Source organism: Rhodocista pekingensis (assembly GCF_042665545.1).
In the GTDB taxonomy this organism is placed as follows: Bacteria; Pseudomonadota; Alphaproteobacteria; order Azospirillales; family Azospirillaceae; genus Rhodocista; species Rhodocista pekingensis.
Window position 1 is genome coordinate 1 of record NZ_JBHTCM010000017.1, and the last position, 21004, is coordinate 21004.

19 protein-coding genes are annotated in these 21004 nt (G+C 70.5%); 13 read left to right on the forward strand and 6 right to left on the reverse strand.

Translation table 11 applies throughout. From position 1 onward, the window contains the following. Positions 1-134: 134 nt before the first annotated feature. Positions 135-1193, forward strand: a complete 1059-nt coding sequence (gene pyrC, locus ACFQPS_RS15305) for a dihydroorotase (protein WP_377360088.1) — start codon at positions 135-137, stop codon at positions 1191-1193. Between the two features lie 91 nt (positions 1194-1284). Continuing rightward, a complete protein-coding gene (locus ACFQPS_RS15310) occupies positions 1285-1959 on the forward strand; it encodes an orotate phosphoribosyltransferase (RefSeq protein WP_377360089.1) in 675 nt (224 codons plus the stop codon). An 85-nt stretch (positions 1960-2044) separates the two neighbouring features. Here the strand turns inward: ACFQPS_RS15310 and ACFQPS_RS15315 are convergent, their stop codons facing one another. Next, complete coding sequence (locus ACFQPS_RS15315; protein ID WP_377360090.1) at positions 2045-2659, reverse strand: hypothetical protein; 615 nt, start codon at positions 2657-2659, stop codon at positions 2045-2047. Positions 2660-2839: 180 nt separating this feature from the next. Then, positions 2840-4363, reverse strand: coding sequence for a methyl-accepting chemotaxis protein (locus tag ACFQPS_RS15320; protein ID WP_377360091.1), 1524 nt, complete (start codon positions 4361-4363; stop codon positions 2840-2842). Between the two features lie 490 nt (positions 4364-4853). On the opposite strand from ACFQPS_RS15320, the gene ACFQPS_RS15325 reads away from it, so the two are divergent. Both ACFQPS_RS15325 and ACFQPS_RS15330 read left to right on the forward strand, forming a co-directional pair. Further along, positions 4854-5168, forward strand: coding sequence for a hypothetical protein (locus ACFQPS_RS15325; protein ID WP_377360092.1), 315 nt, complete (start codon positions 4854-4856; stop codon positions 5166-5168). A gap of 103 nt (positions 5169-5271) precedes the next feature. Then, positions 5272-6144, forward strand: coding sequence for a helix-turn-helix domain-containing protein (locus tag ACFQPS_RS15330; protein ID WP_377360093.1), 873 nt, complete (start codon positions 5272-5274; stop codon positions 6142-6144). A gap of 27 nt (positions 6145-6171) precedes the next feature. Here ACFQPS_RS15330 and ACFQPS_RS15335 read toward each other — a convergent pair whose 3' ends face one another. Continuing rightward, positions 6172-7428, reverse strand: coding sequence for a serine hydrolase domain-containing protein (locus ACFQPS_RS15335; protein ID WP_377360094.1), 1257 nt, complete (start codon positions 7426-7428; stop codon positions 6172-6174). A gap of 31 nt (positions 7429-7459) precedes the next feature. Next, positions 7460-7882: an RT0821/Lpp0805 family surface protein gene (locus ACFQPS_RS15340; RefSeq protein ID WP_377360095.1), complete on the reverse strand. Its 423-nt coding sequence runs from the start codon at positions 7880-7882 to the stop codon at positions 7460-7462. 397 nt (positions 7883-8279) lie between these two features. Here ACFQPS_RS15340 and trxC point away from each other — a divergent pair, with 397 nt between their 5' ends. The 7 genes from trxC (at position 8280) to ACFQPS_RS15375 (ending at position 17982) form a co-directional block, all read left to right on the forward strand. Next, positions 8280-8768 carry a thioredoxin TrxC gene (trxC, locus tag ACFQPS_RS15345; protein WP_377360096.1) on the forward strand — a complete coding sequence of 163 codons (489 nt, stop codon included), beginning with the start codon at positions 8280-8282 and terminating at the stop codon, positions 8766-8768. 40 nt (positions 8769-8808) lie between these two features. Continuing rightward, positions 8809-9774 (forward strand): DnaJ C-terminal domain-containing protein, encoded by a 966-nt coding sequence (locus tag ACFQPS_RS15350; protein WP_377360097.1) that lies wholly within the window; start codon positions 8809-8811, stop codon positions 9772-9774. Beyond that, on the forward strand, positions 9771-10133 hold the full coding sequence (locus ACFQPS_RS15355; RefSeq protein ID WP_377360098.1) for a chaperone modulator CbpM: 363 nt from the start codon (positions 9771-9773) through the stop codon (positions 10131-10133). Before ACFQPS_RS15350 ends, ACFQPS_RS15355 begins: the two co-directional genes overlap by 4 nt. Positions 10134-10371: 238 nt before the next feature. Then, positions 10372-12798 (forward strand): phosphoenolpyruvate synthase, encoded by a 2427-nt coding sequence (gene ppsA / locus ACFQPS_RS15360; RefSeq protein WP_377360099.1) that lies wholly within the window; start codon positions 10372-10374, stop codon positions 12796-12798. Positions 12799-13136: 338 nt separating this feature from the next. Next, entirely contained in the window at positions 13137-13544 is a 408-nt protein-coding gene (locus tag ACFQPS_RS15365; protein WP_377360100.1) for a hypothetical protein, read from the forward strand. A 100-nt stretch (positions 13545-13644) separates the two neighbouring features. Continuing rightward, positions 13645-14871, forward strand: coding sequence for an SAM-dependent methyltransferase (locus ACFQPS_RS15370; protein ID WP_377360101.1), 1227 nt, complete (start codon positions 13645-13647; stop codon positions 14869-14871). A gap of 111 nt (positions 14872-14982) precedes the next feature. Then, entirely contained in the window at positions 14983-17982 is a 3000-nt protein-coding gene (locus ACFQPS_RS15375; protein ID WP_377360102.1) for a tetratricopeptide repeat protein, read from the forward strand. 32 nt (positions 17983-18014) lie between these two features. Here the strand turns inward: ACFQPS_RS15375 and ACFQPS_RS15380 are convergent, their stop codons facing one another. Together ACFQPS_RS15380 and ACFQPS_RS15385 are read right to left on the reverse strand one after the other, a co-directional pair. Beyond that, on the reverse strand, positions 18015-18914 hold the full coding sequence (locus ACFQPS_RS15380; protein WP_377360103.1) for an NAD(P)/FAD-dependent oxidoreductase: 900 nt from the start codon (positions 18912-18914) through the stop codon (positions 18015-18017). Between the two features lie 10 nt (positions 18915-18924). Beyond that, positions 18925-19119: a hypothetical protein gene (locus ACFQPS_RS15385; RefSeq protein ID WP_377360104.1), complete on the reverse strand. Its 195-nt coding sequence runs from the start codon at positions 19117-19119 to the stop codon at positions 18925-18927. Positions 19120-19280: 161 nt separating this feature from the next. Between ACFQPS_RS15385 and ACFQPS_RS15390 the strand changes: the two genes are divergently transcribed. Next, positions 19281-19445, forward strand: a complete 165-nt coding sequence (locus tag ACFQPS_RS15390; protein WP_377360105.1) for a hypothetical protein — start codon at positions 19281-19283, stop codon at positions 19443-19445. A gap of 170 nt (positions 19446-19615) precedes the next feature. Next, the gene (locus ACFQPS_RS15395) at positions 19616-20956 is read left to right on the forward strand and encodes a DUF1329 domain-containing protein (protein WP_377360106.1); all 1341 of its coding nucleotides are present in this window, start codon (positions 19616-19618) and stop codon (positions 20954-20956) included. The last annotated feature ends 48 nt before the right edge of the window (positions 20957-21004 follow it).

A 21004-nucleotide genomic window follows, 5' to 3' on the forward strand; every position in this document is an offset into this window, starting at 1 on the left:
AACGCGCAGGATGGTCCGACGACTATGCACGCGCCATCCTCGGGCAAATGCGATAGCCGTGAACGGGCCGGGCGGGGGTTGAGCCCCGGCGCGGAACCGCCTACGAATGGGACCTTCCCTCCGGACGGACCGCCATGACCGAGCAGCCGCAGCGCCTGACCCTCCGCCGCCCAGACGACTGGCACCTGCACCTGCGCTCCGGCGCCATGCTGCGGGCGGTGCTGCCCTTCACGGCGCGGCAGATGGGGCGGGCCATCGTCATGCCGAACCTGTTGCCGCCGGTCACGGACACGGCGCGGGCGCGCGCCTACCGCGACGAGATCCTGGCCGCCCTGCCGCCCGGCAGCGGCTTCCGCCCGCTGATGACGGCCTATCTGACCGACCACACGGATCCGGACGATCTGGCGGCCGGCGGCCGCGACGGGCTGTTCACGGCGGTGAAGCTCTACCCCCAGCACGCCACCACCAATTCCGCCCACGGGGTCACCGACCTGCGCACCGTGGCGCCGGTGCTGGAGCGGATGCAGGAGATCGGCCTGCCGCTGCTGGTGCATGGCGAAGTGACGGACCCGGCGGTGGACATCTTCGACCGCGAGGCCGTGTTCCTGGACCAGGTGCTGGAGCCCCTGCTGGAGCGCTACCCGGCCCTGCGGGTGGTGCTGGAGCACGCCACCACGGAGGAGGCGGTGGCCTTCGTGCGCCGGCACGGCCCCTCGGGCCGGATCGGCTGCACGATCACGGCGCACCATCTGATGATCAACCGCTCGCACCTGTTCGCCGGCGGCATCCGCCCGCACCTCTACTGCCTGCCCATCGCCAAGCGGGAGAAGCACCGGCTGGCCCTGCGACGCGCGGCGACGGGCGGGGAGCCCTGGTTCTTCCTGGGCACCGACAGCGCGCCGCACCCGGTCGGTGCCAAGGAGAGCGCCTGCGGCTGCGCCGGCATCTTCACCGCCGCCACGGCCATCGAACTGTATGCCCAGGTCTTCGAGGAGGAGGGCGCGCTCGACCGGCTGGAGGCGTTCGCCAGCCTGAACGGCCCCGCCTTCTACCGCCTGCCGCCGAACGACGACCGCATCGTGCTGGAGCGGTCGGGAACGGTGGCCCCCGAGCCCGTCGCCGTGGACGGGAGCATCGCCGTCATGCCCTTCCGCTCGGGCGAACGGCTGGACTGGCGGGTGGTGGAAGGGTAAACCACGCCCGCCCCTGCGGCGGCCGGCACGCGCTACGAGCGCCGGCGCCCCGCGACGGACGCCCAACGGACTCCAGCAACGGACCCCGCCCATGATCGACGCCCAGACCGCCGCCACCGAGACCGCCAAGATCCTGCTGGAGATCAAGGCCGTCCACTTCAACGCGGCGCAGCCCTTCATCCTGACCTCGGGCCGGGCCAGCCCGGTCTACATCGACTGCCGCAAGATCATCAGCTTCCCGCGGGCGCGGCGCTTCATCGTGCAGGCGGCCAAGGACATGCTGCTGCGCGACGCCGGTTTCGAGCAGTTCGACTATGTGGCGGGCGGCGAGACGGCGGGCATCCCCTATGCCGCCTTCCTGTCCGAGGCGCTGGACCTGCCGATGCTGTACGTGCGCAAGAAGCCGAAGGGCTTCGGCCGCAACGCGCAGATCGAGGGCGACCTGAAGGAGGGCGCGCGGGTCCTGCTGGTGGAGGATCTGACCACCGACGCCGGCAGCAAGGTCAACTTCGTGAACGCCGTGCGGCAGGCCGGCGCGGTGGTGGAGCATGCCTTCGTGGTCTTCCACTACGGCATCTTCCCGCGTTCGCTGGAGACGATGGCGGGGCTGGGCGTGAAACTGCACGCGCTCTGCACCTGGTGGGATGTGCTGCGCGTGGCGCGGGAGGACGGCCGCTTCGACCCGGCGACGCTGGCCGAGGTGGAGAAGTTCCTGCACGCGCCCGAGGCGTGGTCGGCCGCGAACGGCGGCACGGAACCCGCCTGAACACGGGCTCCCTGAACACGGAAAAGACGGGCCGGGCCACCTGGACCCGGCCCGCCCGACGCTGGCGCTTCCCGGCCGGACCGGATCAGAGACGGCCGAGATCGATGTTGACCGTCAGCACGCCGATAGCGGCACCCGTCGCAGGATCGGCGATGGTGATGCTGGCGGTCGAGACGAAGGTGTTGACGGACTCGTCGAAATTGGGGTCCTCCACCAGCAGAGCACCCGGCCCCTTCGGGAAGGTTTCCTGCCACTTCGGCTCATCGCCCTGGAAATAGTCGCTGGTCACGCCGGTCTGACCGACGTTCAGGCCCTTGGCGGAGATGACGAAGATCTCCGCCATCAGACCCAGGGACTTCGCCTGGTAGTCCCGCAGCGCGGCCGAAACGGGCCTGGCGAGGAGCCCCGTCACCAGCGGGCCGGTGCCGACCTTCGCCTCCTGCCGCCACTGCCGGTCCAGCGCCTGGATGGCCGCGTCGTCCAGCGCGGCATGTTCCACGTTCGCGGCCTTGACCGCGGCGATGACGCGGGGATCGGCGGCGATGGCCGTAGCCTCCTCCTTCAGATACTTCTCGACCAGGGGCCGCAGGGCCGCGGGGTCGATCGCGGCCGCGGGCGCCAGCGCGGACTGGCCGCTTCCCGACGGCAGCACGGCGCCCAGGGTGAGGGCGGCCAGAGCCGCTGCCAGCAGTTTACGCATCAGGTCCTCCCTTGACGGTTCGCCCGCTCCCGGCAAGGCGGGCGGACGCAGGACCGTCTGCATACAGGCAGATGTCGTAATAACTGGCTAAGATTTCTGGTTAATGACGCATTAAAAGTTGAACCCCCACGCCGAGGGCGCGGGGGTCCGGAAGACGTCGGCGCGGGCCGGAGGATGTCCTCAGGCGGCGCGGACCTGCACCAGGAAGCGCTCCACCTGCACCGACAGGGCCTCCGACTGCTTGGACAGGGCGCGGGCCGCGTCCAGCATCTCGTTGGCGGTCTGCCCGGTCTCCTGCGCCGCCGTCTCCAGCGAGGTGATGTTGCGGGTGACCTCCATGGTGCCCATGGACGCCTGCTGCACGTTGCGCGCGATCTCCTTGGTGGCCGCGTCCTGCTCCTCGACGGAGTGGGAGACCTGGTCGGAGATCTCGTTGATCTCCGAGATGGTGCGGCTGATGGTGATGATCGCGTCCACCGCCTCGCGCGTCGCATCCTGCATGGTGGTGATCTGGGAGGCGATTTCCTCCGTCGCCTTCGCCGTCTGGTTGGCAAGGCTCTTCACCTCGCTCGCCACGACCGCGAAACCCTTGCCGGCCTCGCCGGCGCGGGCCGCCTCGATCGTCGCGTTCAGCGCCAGCAGGTTCGTCTGGCTGGCGATGTCGGAGATCAGCTTGACGACGTCGCCGATGCTCTGCGCCCGGCTGGCCAGCGACTGCACGGTGCCGTTGGTCTTCTCGGCGGTGGCGGCAGCGGCCTTGGCGATGCGGGCGGACTGGCCGACCTGGGTGCTGATCTCGGCGAGCGACCCGGCCAGTTCCTCGGTGGCGCTGGCGACCGACTGGACGTTGGCGCTGGCCTGCTGGGTGGCGGCGGCGACGGCGCTAGTCTGCGAGCGGCTCTGCTCGGCCGAGGTGGACAGCGCTTCCGCCGTCTCCTGCATCCGGTCGGAGGCGGAGGACAGCTCGGCGACGACGCCCTTCACGCTGGCCTCGAAGGCACCGGCCAGCTTCTGCATGGACTGGCGCTTCTCCTCCGCCGCCCGGCGCTCGGCCTCCTGCTGCACCCGCTTCAGGCGCTCGACCTCCAGCGCGTTCTCCTTGAACACCTGGACCGACCGGGCCATGGCGCCGACCTCGTCGCCGCGCTCGGTGCCGGTGACCTGGACGCTCAGATCGCCGTTGGCGAGCGTGGTCATGGCCGTCTGAAGGGTCTTCAGCGGCGTGCCGACCATGCGGTGCAGCAGGAAGACCAGCAGGCCGATCAGGCCCACCAGCACGATCACCGAGACGATGGCGTTCTGCAACACGGTGCCGGAGATCGTCTCCTCCAGGCTGGCGCGGCTCCAGGCCACGGTCACGGTGCCGACCAGATCGCGGTTGGCGCCGGCCCGGACCGGGGCGGAGATGACCATGACCCCGCCGCGTTCGACCGAGGACAGCTCCTTCACTGTCTTGGGCAGACCGGAACCGGCGATGTCGAAGGGGGCGATGGCAGTGGACTTGAACTCGTCCAGCAGTTCGCCGTCGGCATCATGGACCTGGAGGCTGGCCAGACTGGCGCTCTTGGCCTTCGCAAGATCGGCATAGCTGTCGGCGATGGCCGCCTGCTGCTTGAACCGTACAGCCGCGCTCATCTGCGCGGCCATCATCTCGGTCACGAGCTGGTCGGACAGTTCCGCCTGCCTGAGCATCGATCCGCGCATGGCTGATGCGCTCATCACGATGACGAGGACAAGGCCGAGGATGATGGGGATGGCGATCGCGACAGCGATCTTCTTGCTGATGGACCATTTTCCGGTCCCCAGGAATCCGCCGCCCGCCGCTGCGGCAGCCTTGTTTGCCAAACCGTTCGCAACAGTCGCCATAGTTTTTTGCCTCGTCTTCCGTCTGCACCGACCGGCGGGAGCGCACCTACCGCGGATCGTTCGATCAGCCAACCTATAAAATTCTTCTTAAAGTGCAGGAGAAGGGCTCACCAAGAAGCCCTTGCCTGCGTGTACCACTTTCGCATAGCTATACCTCAGAATGTTAGGAAAATCTGATTGCGGTTAGCAACCCGCTAACGGGACAGCCGCTTGAGGAATGCGGGGGCATTACCTGCAATTTTAGATATCTACTGGAGTGCGAAGATTGGCTGCCGTTGCCGACTTTTACGGCAGTCTGCTTCTGCGAGGGCTGACGAGGAGAAGTACCATGAAGAAGACTCTGACGACGACCGCTCTGCTGCTGACGCTCGGGTTCGCCGGCACCGCTGCTGCCGACTGCACCGTGGGGGACCCGCCCGTGGTTCCGGACGGGACCTCCGCGACGGAAGCCGAAATGGTTTCCGCGCAGCAGGCCATTAAAGCCTACGTTGCGGAGACGCAGGAATTCCTGCAATGCATCGAGTTCGAGAGCAAGGGACGGCCGACGGGCGACGCGACCCGCCGCTACAACGAAGCATCCGAACGCATGGAGAAGCTGGCCTCCAATTTCAACAAGCAGCTCAAGGTCTTCAAGTCGCGGTGAGCGTCCTGGGGATGACGGACGCACGACCGTCCCGCACCGCACTGGAAACTGGTTAAGCTTCTCGCTAAATATCCAGTCTCCTGCTGCGGTTAGGGGTCTTTCAATGGACGTGCGGCTGCCGAAGGCTTTGGGCGATCTTCCTGCGAACAGCCGCGATGCGGACGACGATGACGACGCCCGTCCGTCGTTGCGTCCCATCCGGTCGCTGTTGCGCGGGCTTCAGTGTCTGATGGTGCTGAACACCAGGGACGGTGTGACGGTCAGCGAGATCGCCCGCGCGGCGAAGCTGCCGCGCACCACCGCCCACCGGATTCTGGAGACGCTGTGCGACGGTGGCTATGTCATCCGCGACCCGCTGGATGAACGCTACCGCGCCACCATTCTGGTCCGGTCCCTGTCCGACGGGTTCGGCGACCAGAGCTGGGTGCGGGAGATCGCCAAACCGGCCCTGGATGCCCTGTGCCGGCAGGTGCTCTACCCGATGGCCCTGGCCACGCCGTCCGGCCTCACCATGCTGGTGCGGGAGACGACGGACCGGCAGAGCCCGCTGGCCCTGGAGCGCTATTCCGCAGGCGTGCGGGTGCCGATGATCTATTCGGCCTCCGGGCGCCTGCATCTGGCGCTCAGTGCGCCGTCCCACCGGCAGGCGATGCTGGACATCCTGGAGCGGATGTCCACACGCCCCGACAGCCCGCTGCGGAACCGGGCCGAGTTCGAACGCGAACTGGATCTGTCCCGCAGCCAGGGCTACGCCATCTACCACCGCCCGCCCAACAAGGAGGCGACGGTGTCGGTGCCGATCCATGTCGGGGACAGCCCGATCGGCTATCTCGCCATGCGCTACATCGCCTCGGCCGTCACCCCGAAGGATCTGGTGACGACCTACCTCCCCCGCCTGCGGGAGACGGCGACGGGCATCGGCGATGCGCTCGCCACCATCCCCAACCCGCAGTGGGGCGAAGGCGCCCGCGCCTGACGCCTGACGCCTCGGCCCTGCGACGGATCAGGGCTGCGGTTCCAGCGGCACCGCCTCGACGGCCGGCACCGGCGGGGGCTTCGTGATCGGCGGCAGTTCCTGCCCGGCACCGGGCCGGGCAGAGCTCTTCCGGCCGGGCACGGCCACCACGGCGCGCGCGATCAGGTTGGGCAGGGCCGATTCGTCCCAGGTCGCCACCGGCTGCCCCAGCCGCAGCACGACCAGCCCCGCCGCACGGGAGACATAGAGGCGCTGGCCCCCCTCCCCCGCCAGGAACACCATGTCGGGCTCGATGAAGGGTTCGGCGGCGCGCAGCGGACCGTTGCGGTCGTGGGGCCAGCCGAGTCGCACCCGGTAGCCGTCATTGCGGGCATAGGGGGTGGGGCGCTGCATCTCCGCCAGCCAGTCGGCCGGCACCAGGGAGGCACCACCGACGGCACCGTCCTCCAGGATCAGCAGGCCCAGCCGCAGCCAGTCGCGCGGCGCGGCCTGGAGGCTGGAGGCCTGCGCCGCCCCACCGGCCCGGTCCAGCCGCATCTCGGCGGTGCGGGCCCCCAGCGGCCGCCAGAGCCTGTCCGACAGATGGTCCGGCAGGGGCCGGCCGCCGGCGCGGGCCAGCACCAGCCCCAGCAGGTCCGTCTCCACCGCGGCGGGCGCGAACCGGCTGCCGGGAACCACCTGCAACGGCGCGGCCAGCAGCCGCGCCGGGAGATCGTCCGCCGGGTCCGTCGGAGCCGGGCCGAGACCGCTGGTGCCGAGCGCGAGCTGGCGGAGAGTGATGCGTCCACGCGGATCGGAGGCCCATTCGGGCAGCCAGCGCGAGAGCGGCTCGTCGAGCGACGGCAGCAGCCCGTCGGCGACGGCACGGCCGGCCAGCATGGCCAGCACGGCGCCTTCCAGGCCGCGGCCGGGCAGGCGGTCGAAGGGCCGGACGTTCGGGCCGTACTGTTCGAGCTGAAGGGCGCCGTCGTGCCAGATCAGCAGGGCATCCGTGCCGCTGCGGCGGGCAACCTCGGCGATGGCCTCAAGTCCCGCCGCGTCCAGACTGCGGGCATCGGGGGCGGCGACGGGCAGCAGCGCCCCTTCCGTCCCCGCGACCTCGGCCAGGGCCGGTCCGGAGGCGGACTCCGGCAGCGCCGGGCCGGGCGGCAGCACGATGGCGGTCGATGTCCCGTCCGGACCGGCCGCCGGCCGCGGCCCCCCGTCCCCCCGGTCCCACAGCAGCAGGGCGGCCGCGGTCCCCGCGGCGAGAACGGCGGCGGCGGCGAGGAATCCCCGTCTCATGCCCGGTCCCCCCGTGCGGAGGGCGGGACCGTCAGTCCGGGCGACGGAACAGCGGGAATTCGCGCAGGTCCGCGACCTCCCAGGCACCGTCGGGCTGGCGGCAGAGGAAGCCCGTGGCGTGCTGGTACAGCTTGTCCAGGATGACCACCGAATGGAACTCGCGGCAGGGCCGGTTCGCCGAATCGTAGCCGTCGCGCAGGATCTTGACCGCACCGCGTTTGCCGCTGTCCGGGTTGGCCCAGCCGACGACCTCGTCCACGGGCTTGGCGGCGACCTGCCGCAGAGCACCTTGCAGACCGGCATTGTCCGCCGCGTCCATGACGATCGCGGTCGGCGCCGCCGGCGGGGGCGGCGGTGCCGGAGGCGCCTCCGGCGGGCGCGAGGCGCAGCCGGCCAGAAGGAAGAGAAGGACCGCCGCCGGGATCGCTCCGCCCCGGCCAGGACGCCATGCCATGGTCGCCGTCATCCGCTGTTGCGCACTGGAAGCCGGGGTCTGTTTGCCCCAGCGGACCCCTGGCGCGCAAGGTCGCACCGCTGTCCCGGACCGCATCGGTCACAGCATCGGTCGCAGCGGAACCGGCGGCATGCGGCCCCCGGGCCGGTGCGGCACAGCCCCCCTGCGACCGGGAGGCGGGGAACGCCGGGGTGGACGGGCTCGATCTGGACGGCATAGATTCCGCTCGTGAAACTGGAGACCCGGCGATCGCCGGGCCGGCCGGTTCGACCGGCCGCCGTCTATCCTTAGCGGGACGAAGGCGGCAAGAGAAAGGCGGCACAGTGGCCAGTCAGGCGTGGGTCAGCCCGGCGTGGGTCAGCCCGGCGTGCCGGAACGCGACGGAGGGGAAGCAGCGATGAGCGGCGATCACCCGGACCCCCACCCGCCCCGGGCGGACCGGCTCCATCTTGTCTGCCCGTCCTGCGGCACGACCAACCGTCTGCCCCGCGACCGGCTCGACTCCGGCGGTCGCTGCGGAAGCTGCAAGGCGCCGCTGTTCCAGGGCCGCCCCGTCGATCTGACCACCGCCACCCTGGTCCACCACCTGAAGGTGGACGACATCCCCCTGCTGCTGGACGTGTGGGCGCCCTGGTGCGGCCCCTGCCGGGCCATGGCGCCGGACTTCGCCCGTGCCGCGGCGGAGCTGGAGCCGCATGTCCGGCTGGGCAAGCTCGACTCGGACGCCGAACCCGCCGCGGCGCAGCAGCTCGGCGTGCGCAGCATCCCCACGCTGGTGCTGTTCCATGGCGGGAGGGAGCTGGCGCGCACCAGCGGCGCCCTGCCCGCCTCCCATCTGGTCGCCTGGACCCGGCAGGAGCTGGGCCGGGCCGGCGTCACGCTCTGACGCCAGGGACAGAGGCAGAAAGGCAGGAGGGCGGAAGCCCATGGCCGGACCGACGAAGACCGATCCCTATACGGTGCTGGGGGTGGCGCGCGATGCCACGCCCGCGCAGATCAAGGCCGCCTACCGCAGGCTGGCCAAGAAGCACCATCCCGACCTGAACCCGGGCGATGCGGCGGCGGCCGACCGCTTCCGCGAGATCGCCGCCGCCCACGACCTGCTGTCCGATCCGGAAAAGCGCGCCCGCTTCGACCGCGGCGAGATCGACCAGGACGGACAGGAGCGGCCGGCCCGCGGCTTCTACCGCGACTTCGCGGAGGGACCGGGCGGGGCGACCTATACCGGCGGTCCCGACCTGTCGGCCGAGGACCTGTTCGCCGAGCTGTTCGGCCGCATGGGCGGAACCGGCGGGCGTAGCGGGGGCAAGGCCCGCGGCGCGGACGTGTCCTACACGCTGCGGGTCGAATTCCTGGATGCCGTGAACGGCGGCCGGCGGCGGCTGACCCTGCCCGACGGACGGGAACTGGAGGTGACGATCCCGCCCGGCACCCACGACCGCCAGACCCTGCGCCTGAAAGGCCAGGGCCAGCCCGGCTTCGGCGGCGGCCCGGCCGGGGACGCCTATGTCGAGGTGCATGTGCAGCCGCACGCCATCTTCACCCGCAAGGATTCCGACATCCATGTCGAGGTGCCGGTGACCCTGAAGGAGGCGGTGCTGGGCGCCCGCATCCAGGTGCCCACGGTCAGCGGTCCGGTGATGCTGACCGTGCCCAAGGGCGCGAACACCGGCACCACCCTGCGCCTGCGCGGCAAGGGCGTGCCCGGCCGCGCCGGCGGACCGGCGGGCGGCCAGCCCTCCGGAGATCAGCCGGCCGGCGACCAGTATGTGCGGCTGAAGGTGATGCTGCCGGAAACGCCCGATCCCGAGCTGATCCGCTTCGTCGAAGGCTGGGCCGGCGGCGACCAGGATGTCCGTTCGGGACTGTCCGGAGGGGGGACGAGGCCATGACGCGGATCACGGAATTCGCTGCCCGCTGCGGCGTCGCCGCCGGCGATGTGGACATCTGGGTGGAACGGCGCTGGCTGCTGCCCGTGCGCGACGAGACGGGCTGGAGCTTCAGCGACACCGATCTGGCCCGCGCCCGGCTGATCGCGGAGCTGGAGCGCGACCTGGGCATCGACGCCGAGGCGATGCCCGTCGTGCTGTCGCTGCTGGACCAGGTCCACGGCCTGCGCCGCCGGATGCGGATCCTGACAGCGGCGCTGCTGGAACTGCCGGAACCGCACCGGACGGCGATATGCCACCGCCTGCTGGGCGCCGGTCCGGACGGGGACACGGACGGGAGCCCGGAGGGGGACGCGGCCTGAGCGCCGGTCCCCGGCGGCCGGGCGCGCCCGGGGATCGCCGTCCGCCTTGACCCAGGTCAAGGCGGGGGCGCAAGTCCTTCGCAACTGTGCAGGGGTCCGCAGACGTCCGGAGGGACGGCGCCGGGGACACCACCGGGGGAAGGGTCCAGGGCTGGACCGGGGTCGGGCGGTGTCACCGGACAGGGAGAGCCCCCGGTGCCGTCTGCGGCATCCACCGAGCTGACCCGGAGTTCCCCCCATGACCGACTACATCCGCTGGTTCAAGGATCTCACCATCGACGACGTGCCGCTGGTGGGCGGCAAGAACGCCTCGCTGGGCGAAATGTACCGCGAGCTGACGCCGCTGGGGGTCCGCCAGGCGAACGGCTTTGCCGTGATCGCGGACGCCTACCGCACCGCGGTGACGGCCGCCGGAGCCTGGGACGAGCTGCACCGTCTGCTCGACCGGCTGGACAAGAATGACACCGACGCCCTGGCCCGGGCCGGGCGGCGGGCGCGCGAGCTGGTCTACGCCGCCGGCCTGACGGACGAGACGCGCGACCAGATCCTGCGCGCCTACCGCACCATGCGGGAGGAGTACGGGGACGAGCTGTCGGTCGCCGTGCGCTCCAGCGCCACGGCGGAGGATCTGCCCAATGCCAGCTTCGCCGGGCAGCACGACACCTACCTGAACATCCATGGCGAGGAGATGCTGATCGACGCGGTGAAGCGCTGCAATGCCAGCCTGTTCACCGACCGCGCCATCAGCTACCGCATCGACAAGGGCTTCGACCACTTCAAGGTGGCGCTGTCCGTCTGCGTGCAGAAGATGGTGCGCTCCGACCTCGCGGCCGCCGGCGTCATGTTCTCCATCGACACCGAGACGGGTTTCCAGGACGCGGTGTTCGTCACCGGCGCCTGGGGCCTGGGCGAGAACGTGGTGCAGGGCGCCGTGGACGTGGACGAGTTCTATGTCCACAAGCCCGCCTTCCGCAGCGGCCACCGCGCCGTTCTGCGGCGGGTGCTGGGCGAGAAGCAGATGAAGATGGTCTATGCCCAGGGCCGCACCCGCGAACCCGTGGTCAACCGCCCGACGCCGAAGGCCGACCGCCAGCGCTTCTGCCTGACGGACGAGCAGGTGCTGACGCTGGCCGACTATGCCATCAAGATCGAGGACCACTATACCCGCCGCCGCGGCCATGCGATGCCCATGGACATGGAATGGGCGCTCGACGGCACGGACGGACAGCTCTACATCGTCCAGGCGCGGCCGGAGACGGTGGCCTCGCAGAAGACCGGAGCGGTGCTGGAGACCTATGAGATGCGGGGCAAGGGGCCCGTGCTGGTCACCGGCCGCGCCGTCGGCACCCGCATCACCACCGGCCGCGTGCGGATCGTGCGCTCCGCCAAGGAGCTGAGCGCCTTCCGGCCCGGCGAGGTGCTGGTGGCCGACACGACGACGCCGGACTGGGAGCCGGTGATGAAGAAGGCCGTCGCCATCGTCACCAACCGCGGCGGCCGTACCTGCCATGCCGCCATCGTCAGCCGTGAGCTGGGCATCGCCGCCGTGGTCGGCGCGGAAGCGGCGACCGAGACCCTGCGCGACGGGCAGGAGGTCACCGTCTCCTGCGCCGAGGGCGATGCGGGCCGTGTCTACGAGGGCACCCTGCCCTTCGAGGTGGTGCGGACGGACCTGTCGAAGCTGGGCCGGCCGCGCACCCATGTGATGGTCAATCTGGGCAACCCGGAACTGGCCTTCCAGACCAGCTTCCTGCCGGTGGACGGCGTCGGCCTCGCCCGCATGGAGTTCATCGTCAGCGAGAGCATCAAGGTCCACCCGATGGCTCTGGCCCACCCCGACCGGGTGACCGACCCGGCCGACCGCGCCGCCATCGCCGCCGTGACCCGCGGCTATCCGTCGGGCGAAGCCTATTTCGTGCAGAAGCTGTCGGAAGGCGTGGGCACCATCTGCGCCGCCTTCTGGCCGCGCCCGGTCATCATCCGGCTGTCCGACTTCAAGTCGAACGAGTACGCCGCCCTGCTCGGCGGCCGCAGCTTCGAGCCGGACGAGGAGAACCCGATGATCGGGTTCCGCGGCGCCTCGCGCTACGCCCACCCCGCCTATGCCGACGGCTTCGCGCTGGAGTGCAAGGCGCTGGCGCGGGTGCGCAGCGAGATGGGCCTGACCAACCTGAAGCTGATGGTCCCCTTCTGCCGCACCGTGACCGAAGGGGAGAAGGTGCTGGCCACGCTGGAGCAGCACGGGCTGAAGCGCGGGGTGGACGGGCTGGAGATCTACGTGATGTGCGAGATCCCCAACAACGTCATCCAGATCGACGCCTTCGCCCGGCTGTTCGACGGTTTCTCCATCGGGTCGAACGACCTGACGCAGCTCACCCTCGGCGTGGACCGCGACAGCCCCCTGGTCGCCCCCAGCTTCGATGAGAACGATCCCGGCGTGCTGGAGATGCTGCGGCTGGCGGTGGAGGGCTGCAAGCGCAACCACCGGCACAGCGGCATCTGCGGACAGGCCCCCAGCGACTATCCGGAGATCGCCAAGTTCCTGGTGCGGCATGGCATCGACAGCATCAGCCTGACGCCGGACAGCGTGCTGCGCACCCTACCGGCGATCCTGGAGATCGAGCGCGAGCTGGGCATCGCCCCGCGGTCGCAGGCGGCCGGATGATCTGAGCAAGCGGGAGGCCGGTCCGGGCGGGGAACCTTCCCCGCCCGGCTCTGCCAGAAGCCAGCCGGAACCCTGCGAGGACCCGCCCGGTCGTGACGGTCGCAGACAGGCGAGGATGCAGGGCCGCCGCACACAAGCGCGTGCAAAGCGATCAGCTTCTCGCCAACCGCACGAAAACTGTCCTCTCTTTCGCGTGAATCCACTTGCCGCCACACGGGGGACGAGTGTATAGCGCTGGGTCAGAGGCAGGCCGACCCTGACGGGTCCGGCCCTTCCGCGAACGGCCGCCAGGAACCGGCCGGCGCATCCCTGCTGACCCCTCGCTCCGGAGCGCGCCCATGACGACCATCGTCCCGACCGAACTCGACCAGCCCGACGTCATCGAACTCTCCGGCGGTGAGCTGGATGTGGTCGAGCTGTCCGGCGGTGAGCTGGACGTGGCCGAACTCTCCGGCGGTGAGCTGGACGTGGCCGAGCTCTCCGGCGGCGAGCTGGACGTGGCCGAACTGTCCGGCGGCGAGCTGGACGTGGCCGAGCTGTCCGGCGGCGAGCTGGATGTGGCCGAGCTGTCCGGCGGCGAGCTGGATGTGGCCGAACTGTCCGGCGGCGAGCTGGATGTGGCCGAACTGTCCGGCGGCGAGCTGGACGTGGCCGAGCTGTCCGGCGGCGAGCTGGACGTGGCCGAACTCGCCGGCGGTGAGCTGGACGTGGCCGAAATCGGCGTCATCAACACCTTCGATCTCTGACAGCGGCCCGCCGTGCGGCCCGACTGAGTCCCCGCAAGAAACGAAGGGCGCCCCCGCGGGCGCCCTTTTTGCATCGCCGTCCCCCGTGAGACCCGCCCCGATGGCCGAGACAGAGACACCCCCCGCCGCCCCCTCCCCCTCGGCGCCCGAGAAGCCCCGCGGCAGCCTGACCGTGGTCGGGACCGGCCTGCGCGCCCTCTCGCACATGACGCTGGAGGCGGTTTCGCACATCCGCGATGCGGACCGCGTCTTCTTCAGCGTGCCGGACGGGGTGACGGCCCGGCAGATCCGGGACATCAATCCGGAGGCCGTGGACCTGACGCAGTATTACGGCGAGGACAAGCGGCGGAAGCAGACCTATGTCCAGATGTCGGAGGTGATCCTGCGCGAGGTGCGCGCGGGCAGCACCGTCACCGCCGTCTTCTACGGTCATCCGGGCTTCTTCGTCTTCCCCGCGCGCCGCATCCTCTCCATCGCCCGCAAGGAGGGTTACCGCGCGGTGATGCTGCCGGGCATTTCCTCCCTGGACTGCCTGATGGCCGACCTGCGGGTCGATCCCAGCGTGAACGGCTGCCAGATCCTGGAGGCGACGGACCTGCTGCTGCGCAACCGGCCCATCGTCACCTCCGGTCACGTCATCATCCTCCAGGTGGGATCGGTGGGCGATTCGGCCTTCTCCTTCACGGCCGGCTTCCGCCATGCCAAGCGGGCCGTGCTGTTCGAGCGGCTGATCGAAGCCTATGGCGAGGAGCACCGGAGCGTCCTCTACCTCGCGGCGACCTATCCCGGCCTGGACGGGCAGGCCGTCGTGCGGCCACTGGGAGCGTACCGGGACCCGAAGGTTCTGGCCTCGGTGCCGCCGGCCGGCACGCTCTACATCCCGGCGAAGGACATGCTGCCGACCGACATGGCGATGGCGGAGACGCTGGGCATGTCCGCCCTGGTCGGCCCCGACGCGCCCGTCCCCGCCGGCCCCGACCGCTACGGCCCGTTCGAGGAGCAGGCGATCGCGGCGCTGGAGCACTACCGCCCCTCCCCGACCTGGCGTCCGCGCACGGCGTCGAAGGCGCTGCAACGGGTGATGACGCTGCTGGCCGGAACGCCCTCCGTCGCCGCCGTCTACCGCAAGGACCCGGCCCGGCTGGTGGATCTGCACCCCGACCTGACCCCGGCCGAGCGCAAGGCGCTGCTCTCGCGCCGGGCCGGACCGCTGAACGCGGTCACGGCACCGCCGCCGCCGGAAGGGGCGCCCCCCACGGCGGACGAAGCGGGCAACGGCAATGGCGGCGACGACGGCGACGACCCGTCGAAGGGGGAAACCGCCTGACCGGACAGGGAAAGTCTGTTCGTGGAAGCCCGATGCTTGGGTAGGATACTCAGGTAGAGGGGGCGACCCGCGGACCGCCCCGGCCCTGAGTGTCCGCCCGACTGGAGTGCCATGCTCGACCCGTTCGGTCTTCCCGATCAGGTTTCGCACCTGGAGGCCCGGCTCCGGCAGGAACAGTCCGGGCTGGAGGGGTTGCGGGCCGGCGTCGCCCTGTCCTGGTATCTGCGCCAGCGGGACACGCGGCGGGCGCTGGCGCTGGCGGCGGAGACCCAGCACCGTCTGGCGTTGAGCTCCGACGTGCCGCCGATCGAGCGGCTGCGGATGACCAGCCGGCTCTGCCTGACGACGGCCGAGACCTACCGGCTGCTGGCCCGGCTGGAGGATGCCGAGACCGCGGTGCGGGAGGCCCGCGACGGCTTCGCCGCCATCTCCGATCCCACGGGACAGGGGGATACCGAGACCTTCATGGCCGATCTCTGCACCTTCAAGGGCGACCGGATCGGCCAGGACCATCATCTGGCGCGGGCCCAGGGCTTCTTCCGGGCAGCGCGCGACCCGGTGCGGCTGCGCTGTGTCGAGGCCTGGACGGCGCGGCTGGAGACCTATGCCAACGCGGCGCAGGCGCATCAGCGCTGGTGGAACCACCTGCACCGCCCCGACGATGTGCGCCATCCCGCCGTGCTGGCACAGATCGCCAATTTCGAGGGCGGCCAGTGCTTCCAGCGCAGCGATTTCGTCGGCGCCATCCGGCACTGGCAGCGCGTCGTGGAGGCGGCGACGGAGGTCGGCCATCTCTGGCTGGCGGTCAACACCATGAATGTGATCGGCGCCGCCTTCGCCAACCTGCACGACTATGCCAGTGCCATCGAGTGGAAGGAGAAGGCCCACGGCCTCGCCCTGGATACCGGCTGGCCGGAACTGATGGGCTCCACCCTGGGCTCGCTGGCGGAGACGACGGTGGCGCTGGGTCAGCACGACCGCGCCCGTGCCCTGTTCGACCGGGCCCTGGAGTATCTGGAACCGTTGGCGCGCAGCCGGCGCTATGTCATCACCGGGATCGCCCTGGGCAACCTGCATCTTGCCTGCGGCCGGCACCAGGAGGCGCTGGACTGGTTCGAGACGGCGCGCGACACGGCGGTGAAGCTGGGCCACCCGGACGTGGAGCTGAACGCCGTGCGCGGCACGGCCGAGGCGCTGGCCCGGCTGGACCGTCCGGCCGAGGCGCTGGTGCCGGCGCGGACAGCGCTCGACAGGGCGCGGCAGAACGACAACCGCTACCAGGAGATCGCGGTGCTGCGGGTGATGGCCGACATCTTCCGGCGCCTGCCGCCCGGCCCTGCGGTGCCCGACCCCGCCAGCCAGGCGACCGCGCATCTGGAGTGCGCCATCGCCATCGGCGAAACGCTGGAAGGCTATACGGTGCCCGCGGAGATCCTGGCAGAGCTGTCCGCGGACCATGAGCAGCGCGGCGACCTGACCCGGGCATTGCATTATGAGCGGCGGGCGCGCCAGTCCTTCCAGGAAATCTACAACCAGGAGACGAACGACCGACTGCTGGCGGCCCAGCTCCGCTTCGAGACGCAGCGCGCCCGCGAGGAGGCCGAGCACCTCAAGGCCCTGGCGCAGGCGGAGACGGCGCGTGCGGCCATGCTGGACGAGACGAACACGACGCTGGAGCTGCTGGGCCGGATCGGTCAGGCCATCACCGCCAGCCTGGACACCGAGGCGGTGTTCGAGGCGCTGCACCGGCACATGAACGAGCTGCTGCACGCCCCGGCCATGCTGATCGGGCTGATCGACCCCACGCGCCAGCGGCTGGAGATGCGCTTCCGGATCGAGGACGGGCGGCGGCTTCCACCCAGCACGCTGGCGCTGGACGATTCCATCTCCTATTCCGTGCTGTCGGTGCGGGAGAACCGGGAGGTCCTGCTGAAACGCGGCCGGGGGGTCGAGGAAGCCAGCCACATCCCCGGCACCCGGGCGATGCTGACCATGCTGTTCCGGCCCCTGGCCGTGGGCGACCGGGTGATGGGTGTGCTGTCGGTCCAGTCCGACCGGCCGGAAGCCTACGGCCCGCGCGAGCTTCAGATCATCCGCACGCTCGGCGCCTACGGCGCCATCGCCCTGGCCAACGCCGAAGCCTACCGCTCGCTCGACGCCGCGGTGGCGGATCTGCGCGATGCCCGCGGCCGGCTGATGCAGCAGGAACGGCTGGCTTCGCTCGGCCAGCTCGTCGCCGGCATGGCGCGCGAGGTGGCGGCCCCGGTCGGCACCGTGGCCGGGCTCGCCGGCTTCGTCACAGAGGAGGTGGGGCGCCTGCGCACCCGGGCGGGGGCGGGTCCGGTGCCGCGGCCGGTGCTGCGGGAGTTCCTGGACACGGTGGAGGAGAGCAGCCGCATGATGGCCGGCACCGCCCGGCGCGTCATCGGCCTGCTGGACGCCTTCCACCATGTGGCCGCCGACCGTGGCAGCGATGCGGCACGGGAGATCGACCTGACGGACTATCTGCGCGAGGTGCTGGCGACCGCCGAACCGCTGCTGCGTCCTGCCGGCCTGGCGGTCCGTCTCTCCGGGCCGGAGGGAGTGCGGATCACCACCTGCCCCGGGCTGCTGGCCCAGGCCGTGGCCAATCTGGTGCAGAACGCGGTAGACCGCGTCTTTCCCAGGGCGGACAGGGGCCCCGGAACGGACAGGGGCCCAGGGGCGGACAGGGGCAAGGACGGGCCGGGCCTGAGCGTGACCGTCACCCCGGCGCCCGATGGCGGCGCCAGCATCATCGTGTCCGACGATGGCCCGCTGGACGGTGGCCCGTTGGACGGTAGCCCGTTGGATGACAGCCCGTCGCAGCAAGGTCGCGCCCACTTCTTCGAGCCCCTTTTCGCCATGCCGGCCCCGGAGGCGGCCCCGGAGGCGCTGGCGCCAGGGGGCTTCGACGGGGATGCCGGCAGCCTGCTCGATCTCCAGATCGTCCACGCCGTCGTCACCGGTCCCTTGCAGGGGCGGATGGAGCTGGGGGAGACAGGTCGGGGCGGTCCTTGCGTCATTCTGCACCTGCCCCCTGCCGTCAGCGGCGCCGCGGCCCTGCGGTCGCCACGCCGGCCCGCCGCATGAACGGGGCCGCCGCCTGAACGGGCCCGCACCGGCTACCGCCTGCGCAGACGGTTGTGCATGGCGGTGGCCGCGATGGCCCCCTGGGCCTGGGCGATGGTGATCTGGTTCAGGCCGGGGGCGATGTCCCCCGCGGCGAACAGGCCGGGGATGCTGGTCTCCTGATGCGGATCGGCCCGCACCCGACCGTCCTCCGCCAGATCGGCGCCGAGCCCGCGCGCCAGATCGTTGCGGGGGGCTATGCCCATGGCGGAATAGACACTGTCGAAATCCAGGCAGCGGCCGCCCGGGTAATGGAACGCCTCCACCCGGCCGGCCTCTGCGCTCACCCGCAGGGGTCTTCCCTCCTCCAGCCCGATCCCGGCGGCAGCCAGCCGGTCGCGCTGCCCGGCGGTGAGGCGCCCGCCCAGGGTCAGCACGGTCAGCGTGCCGGCATAGGGCCGGATGAACTCGGCCTCGCAGACGGCATGCTCGCCGCTGCCGATGACGGCGACCCGCTCTCCCGTCACCTCGTAGCCGTCGCAGATCGGGCAGTAGCGCACCAGCCCCTTGCGCACGCTGTCGTACTGGTCGGGCAGGCCGGGGTCGATGTCGATGACGCCGGTGGCCAGCAGCACCAGCGGCGCCCGCCAGACGTCGCCGTCCGCTTCCTCCGCCACGAAGCCGTCGGCCGTCCGGTCCAGCCGGACGATGCGGCCGCGCTGGACGATGGCGCCGTAGCGTTCGGCCTGGCTGCGCATGCGCTGGATCAGCTCCACCCCGTTGATCCCGTCGGGAAAGCCGGGGTGGTTGTGGCTGCGCGGGATCCAGGCGCAGCGGGCGTTGGCGGCATCGACGACCAGGAAGTTGCGTCGGTAGCGGGCCAGATAGATGGCGGCGGTCAGCCCGGCCGGACCGCCGCCGATGACGAGGGCGTCGAGGCTGCCGCCGGGCATCGGCCGGCGCCTAGACGTCGTAGTCGCGGCCGGGCGTCTTCGACCGGTCCACGTCGGGGTCCTGCCCCGACTTCTCGGTCAGCGCCGCGTCGCCGACGGCCTCGCCGCCACTGGCAGGGGTATCCGCGGGGCGGCGCCTGTCGTCGCCGGCCGGGCGGCCGGGCTTCGGCGTTCCGCCGGTGCTGTTCACTCTCTCTTCGCTCATGGGGGAGGGTTCCTGTCGCTTCCGGGTGCCGGATGGTGCGGGAACAACAGCCGGTCGGCGGCAAGGTCACGCAGGTGGGAGAGCGGGGACGGAACCATGCGCCCTGCCCCCGGTTGGCCCATCCCCGGCCTTGCGGGCCGGAGCGGAACAGGAGGACAGCCATGTCCAGCAAGGACCATCCCGTCTACAACCAGGTCAAGAACGAGGCGCACGGGCAGCCGCCCAAGGGAGGCGGCGCGCATCCGGAGTCCCGGAACGATCTGGCCGGCACCCCTCCCAACCCCCGCGAGCAGGGCCAGGGCCACCAGCGCCAGCCGAAGTCGTGAACGGACCGGGTCGGCGCGGGTCGCCGCTGGGTGGACAGCCCCGCGAAAACCCGCGCCGGCCCCGCAGGGTGGACAGGCAAAGCACAAAGATAGGGATGACTTCGCGGGCGACGTGTCCGATGATCCAATGATGCGCGGCCTCAAGAGCCGCGGTGAACAGGGAGGAATCAATGACCCGTGCCAAGACCGCCCTGCTGGGCGGTGTCGTTGCCCTATGCCTTGCCTTCCCCGCCTGGTCCAAGAGCGCTGACGATCTCGGCAAGACCCTCACGCCCTTCGGGGCCGTGCGGGCCGGCAATGCCGACGGCAGCATCCCGGAATGGACCGGCGGCATCACCGCGCCGCCGCCGACCTACGTGAAGGGGACGCACCACCCTGACCCCTTCCCCGACGACAAGGTCCTGTTCACCATCACGGCGCAGAACATGGACCAGTATGCGGACAAGCTGCCGGAGGGGCTGAAGGCCATGCTCCGGGCCTATCCGGATACCTACAGGCTGCCCGTCTATCCGTCGCGCCGGACCACCTCGGCGCCGCAGTTCGTCTATGACGAGACGAAGGCGAACGCCACCCGGGCCAAGCTGGCGGACGGCGGCAACGGGGTGACCGGCGCCAAGATCGGCATCCCGTTCCCGCTGGCGGAGACGGGCATCGAGATGGTCTGGAACCACCTGCTGCGCTGGCGTGGCGTGGCCGGCGAAGGGGTCATCGGCGTCGCCAACCCGCAGGCGGACGGCGCCTACACCCTGATCAAGGTCAAGCAGGCGGTTGATTTCGTCTATGCCTCCGAGAACGGTCCGGACGGCAACACCTCCATCTACTTCCTGGAGGAGATCCTCTCTCCCGCGCGGCTGGCGGGGGAGATGCTGCTGGTCCACGACACCATCAACCAGGTGGCGGAACCGCGCTCGGCCTGGACCTACAATCCCGGCCAACGCCGCGTCCGCCGCGCCCCGAACGTCGCCTACGACAATCCCGGCACGGCGTCGGACGGGCTGCGCACCTCCGACCAGCTCGACATGTTCAACGGCGCCCCCGACCGCTACGAGTGGACCTTCCTGGGCACCAAGGAGATGTACATCCCCTACAACTCCTACAAGATGCACAGCGCGGACGTGAAGTACGCGGACCTGATCAAGCCGCGCCACATCGATCAGGATCTGGCCCGCTACGAGCTGCACCGGGTGCATGTGGTCGAGGGCAAGCTGCGCCAGGGGACCAGCCACATCTATGCCCGCCGCGTTTTCTACATCGACGAGGACAGCTGGCAGATCATGGTGGCCGATCACTATGACGGCCGCGGCGAGCTGTGGCGGGTCGGGGAGATGCACGCGATCAACTACTACGAGGTCCCGACCTTCTGGCAGACCGTGGTCACCAGCTACGATCTCCAGTCCGGCCGTTACTGGGCCTTCGGCCTGGACAATGAGGATCAGGTCTTCTCGCTGGACAAGCGGTTCACCAAGGCGGACTTCTCGCCCGACTCGCTGCGCCGAGCGGGCATCCGCTGAAGCAGGGGCCACCGAGGTCAGGGGCTGCCGAGGTCAAGGAGCAGGAGC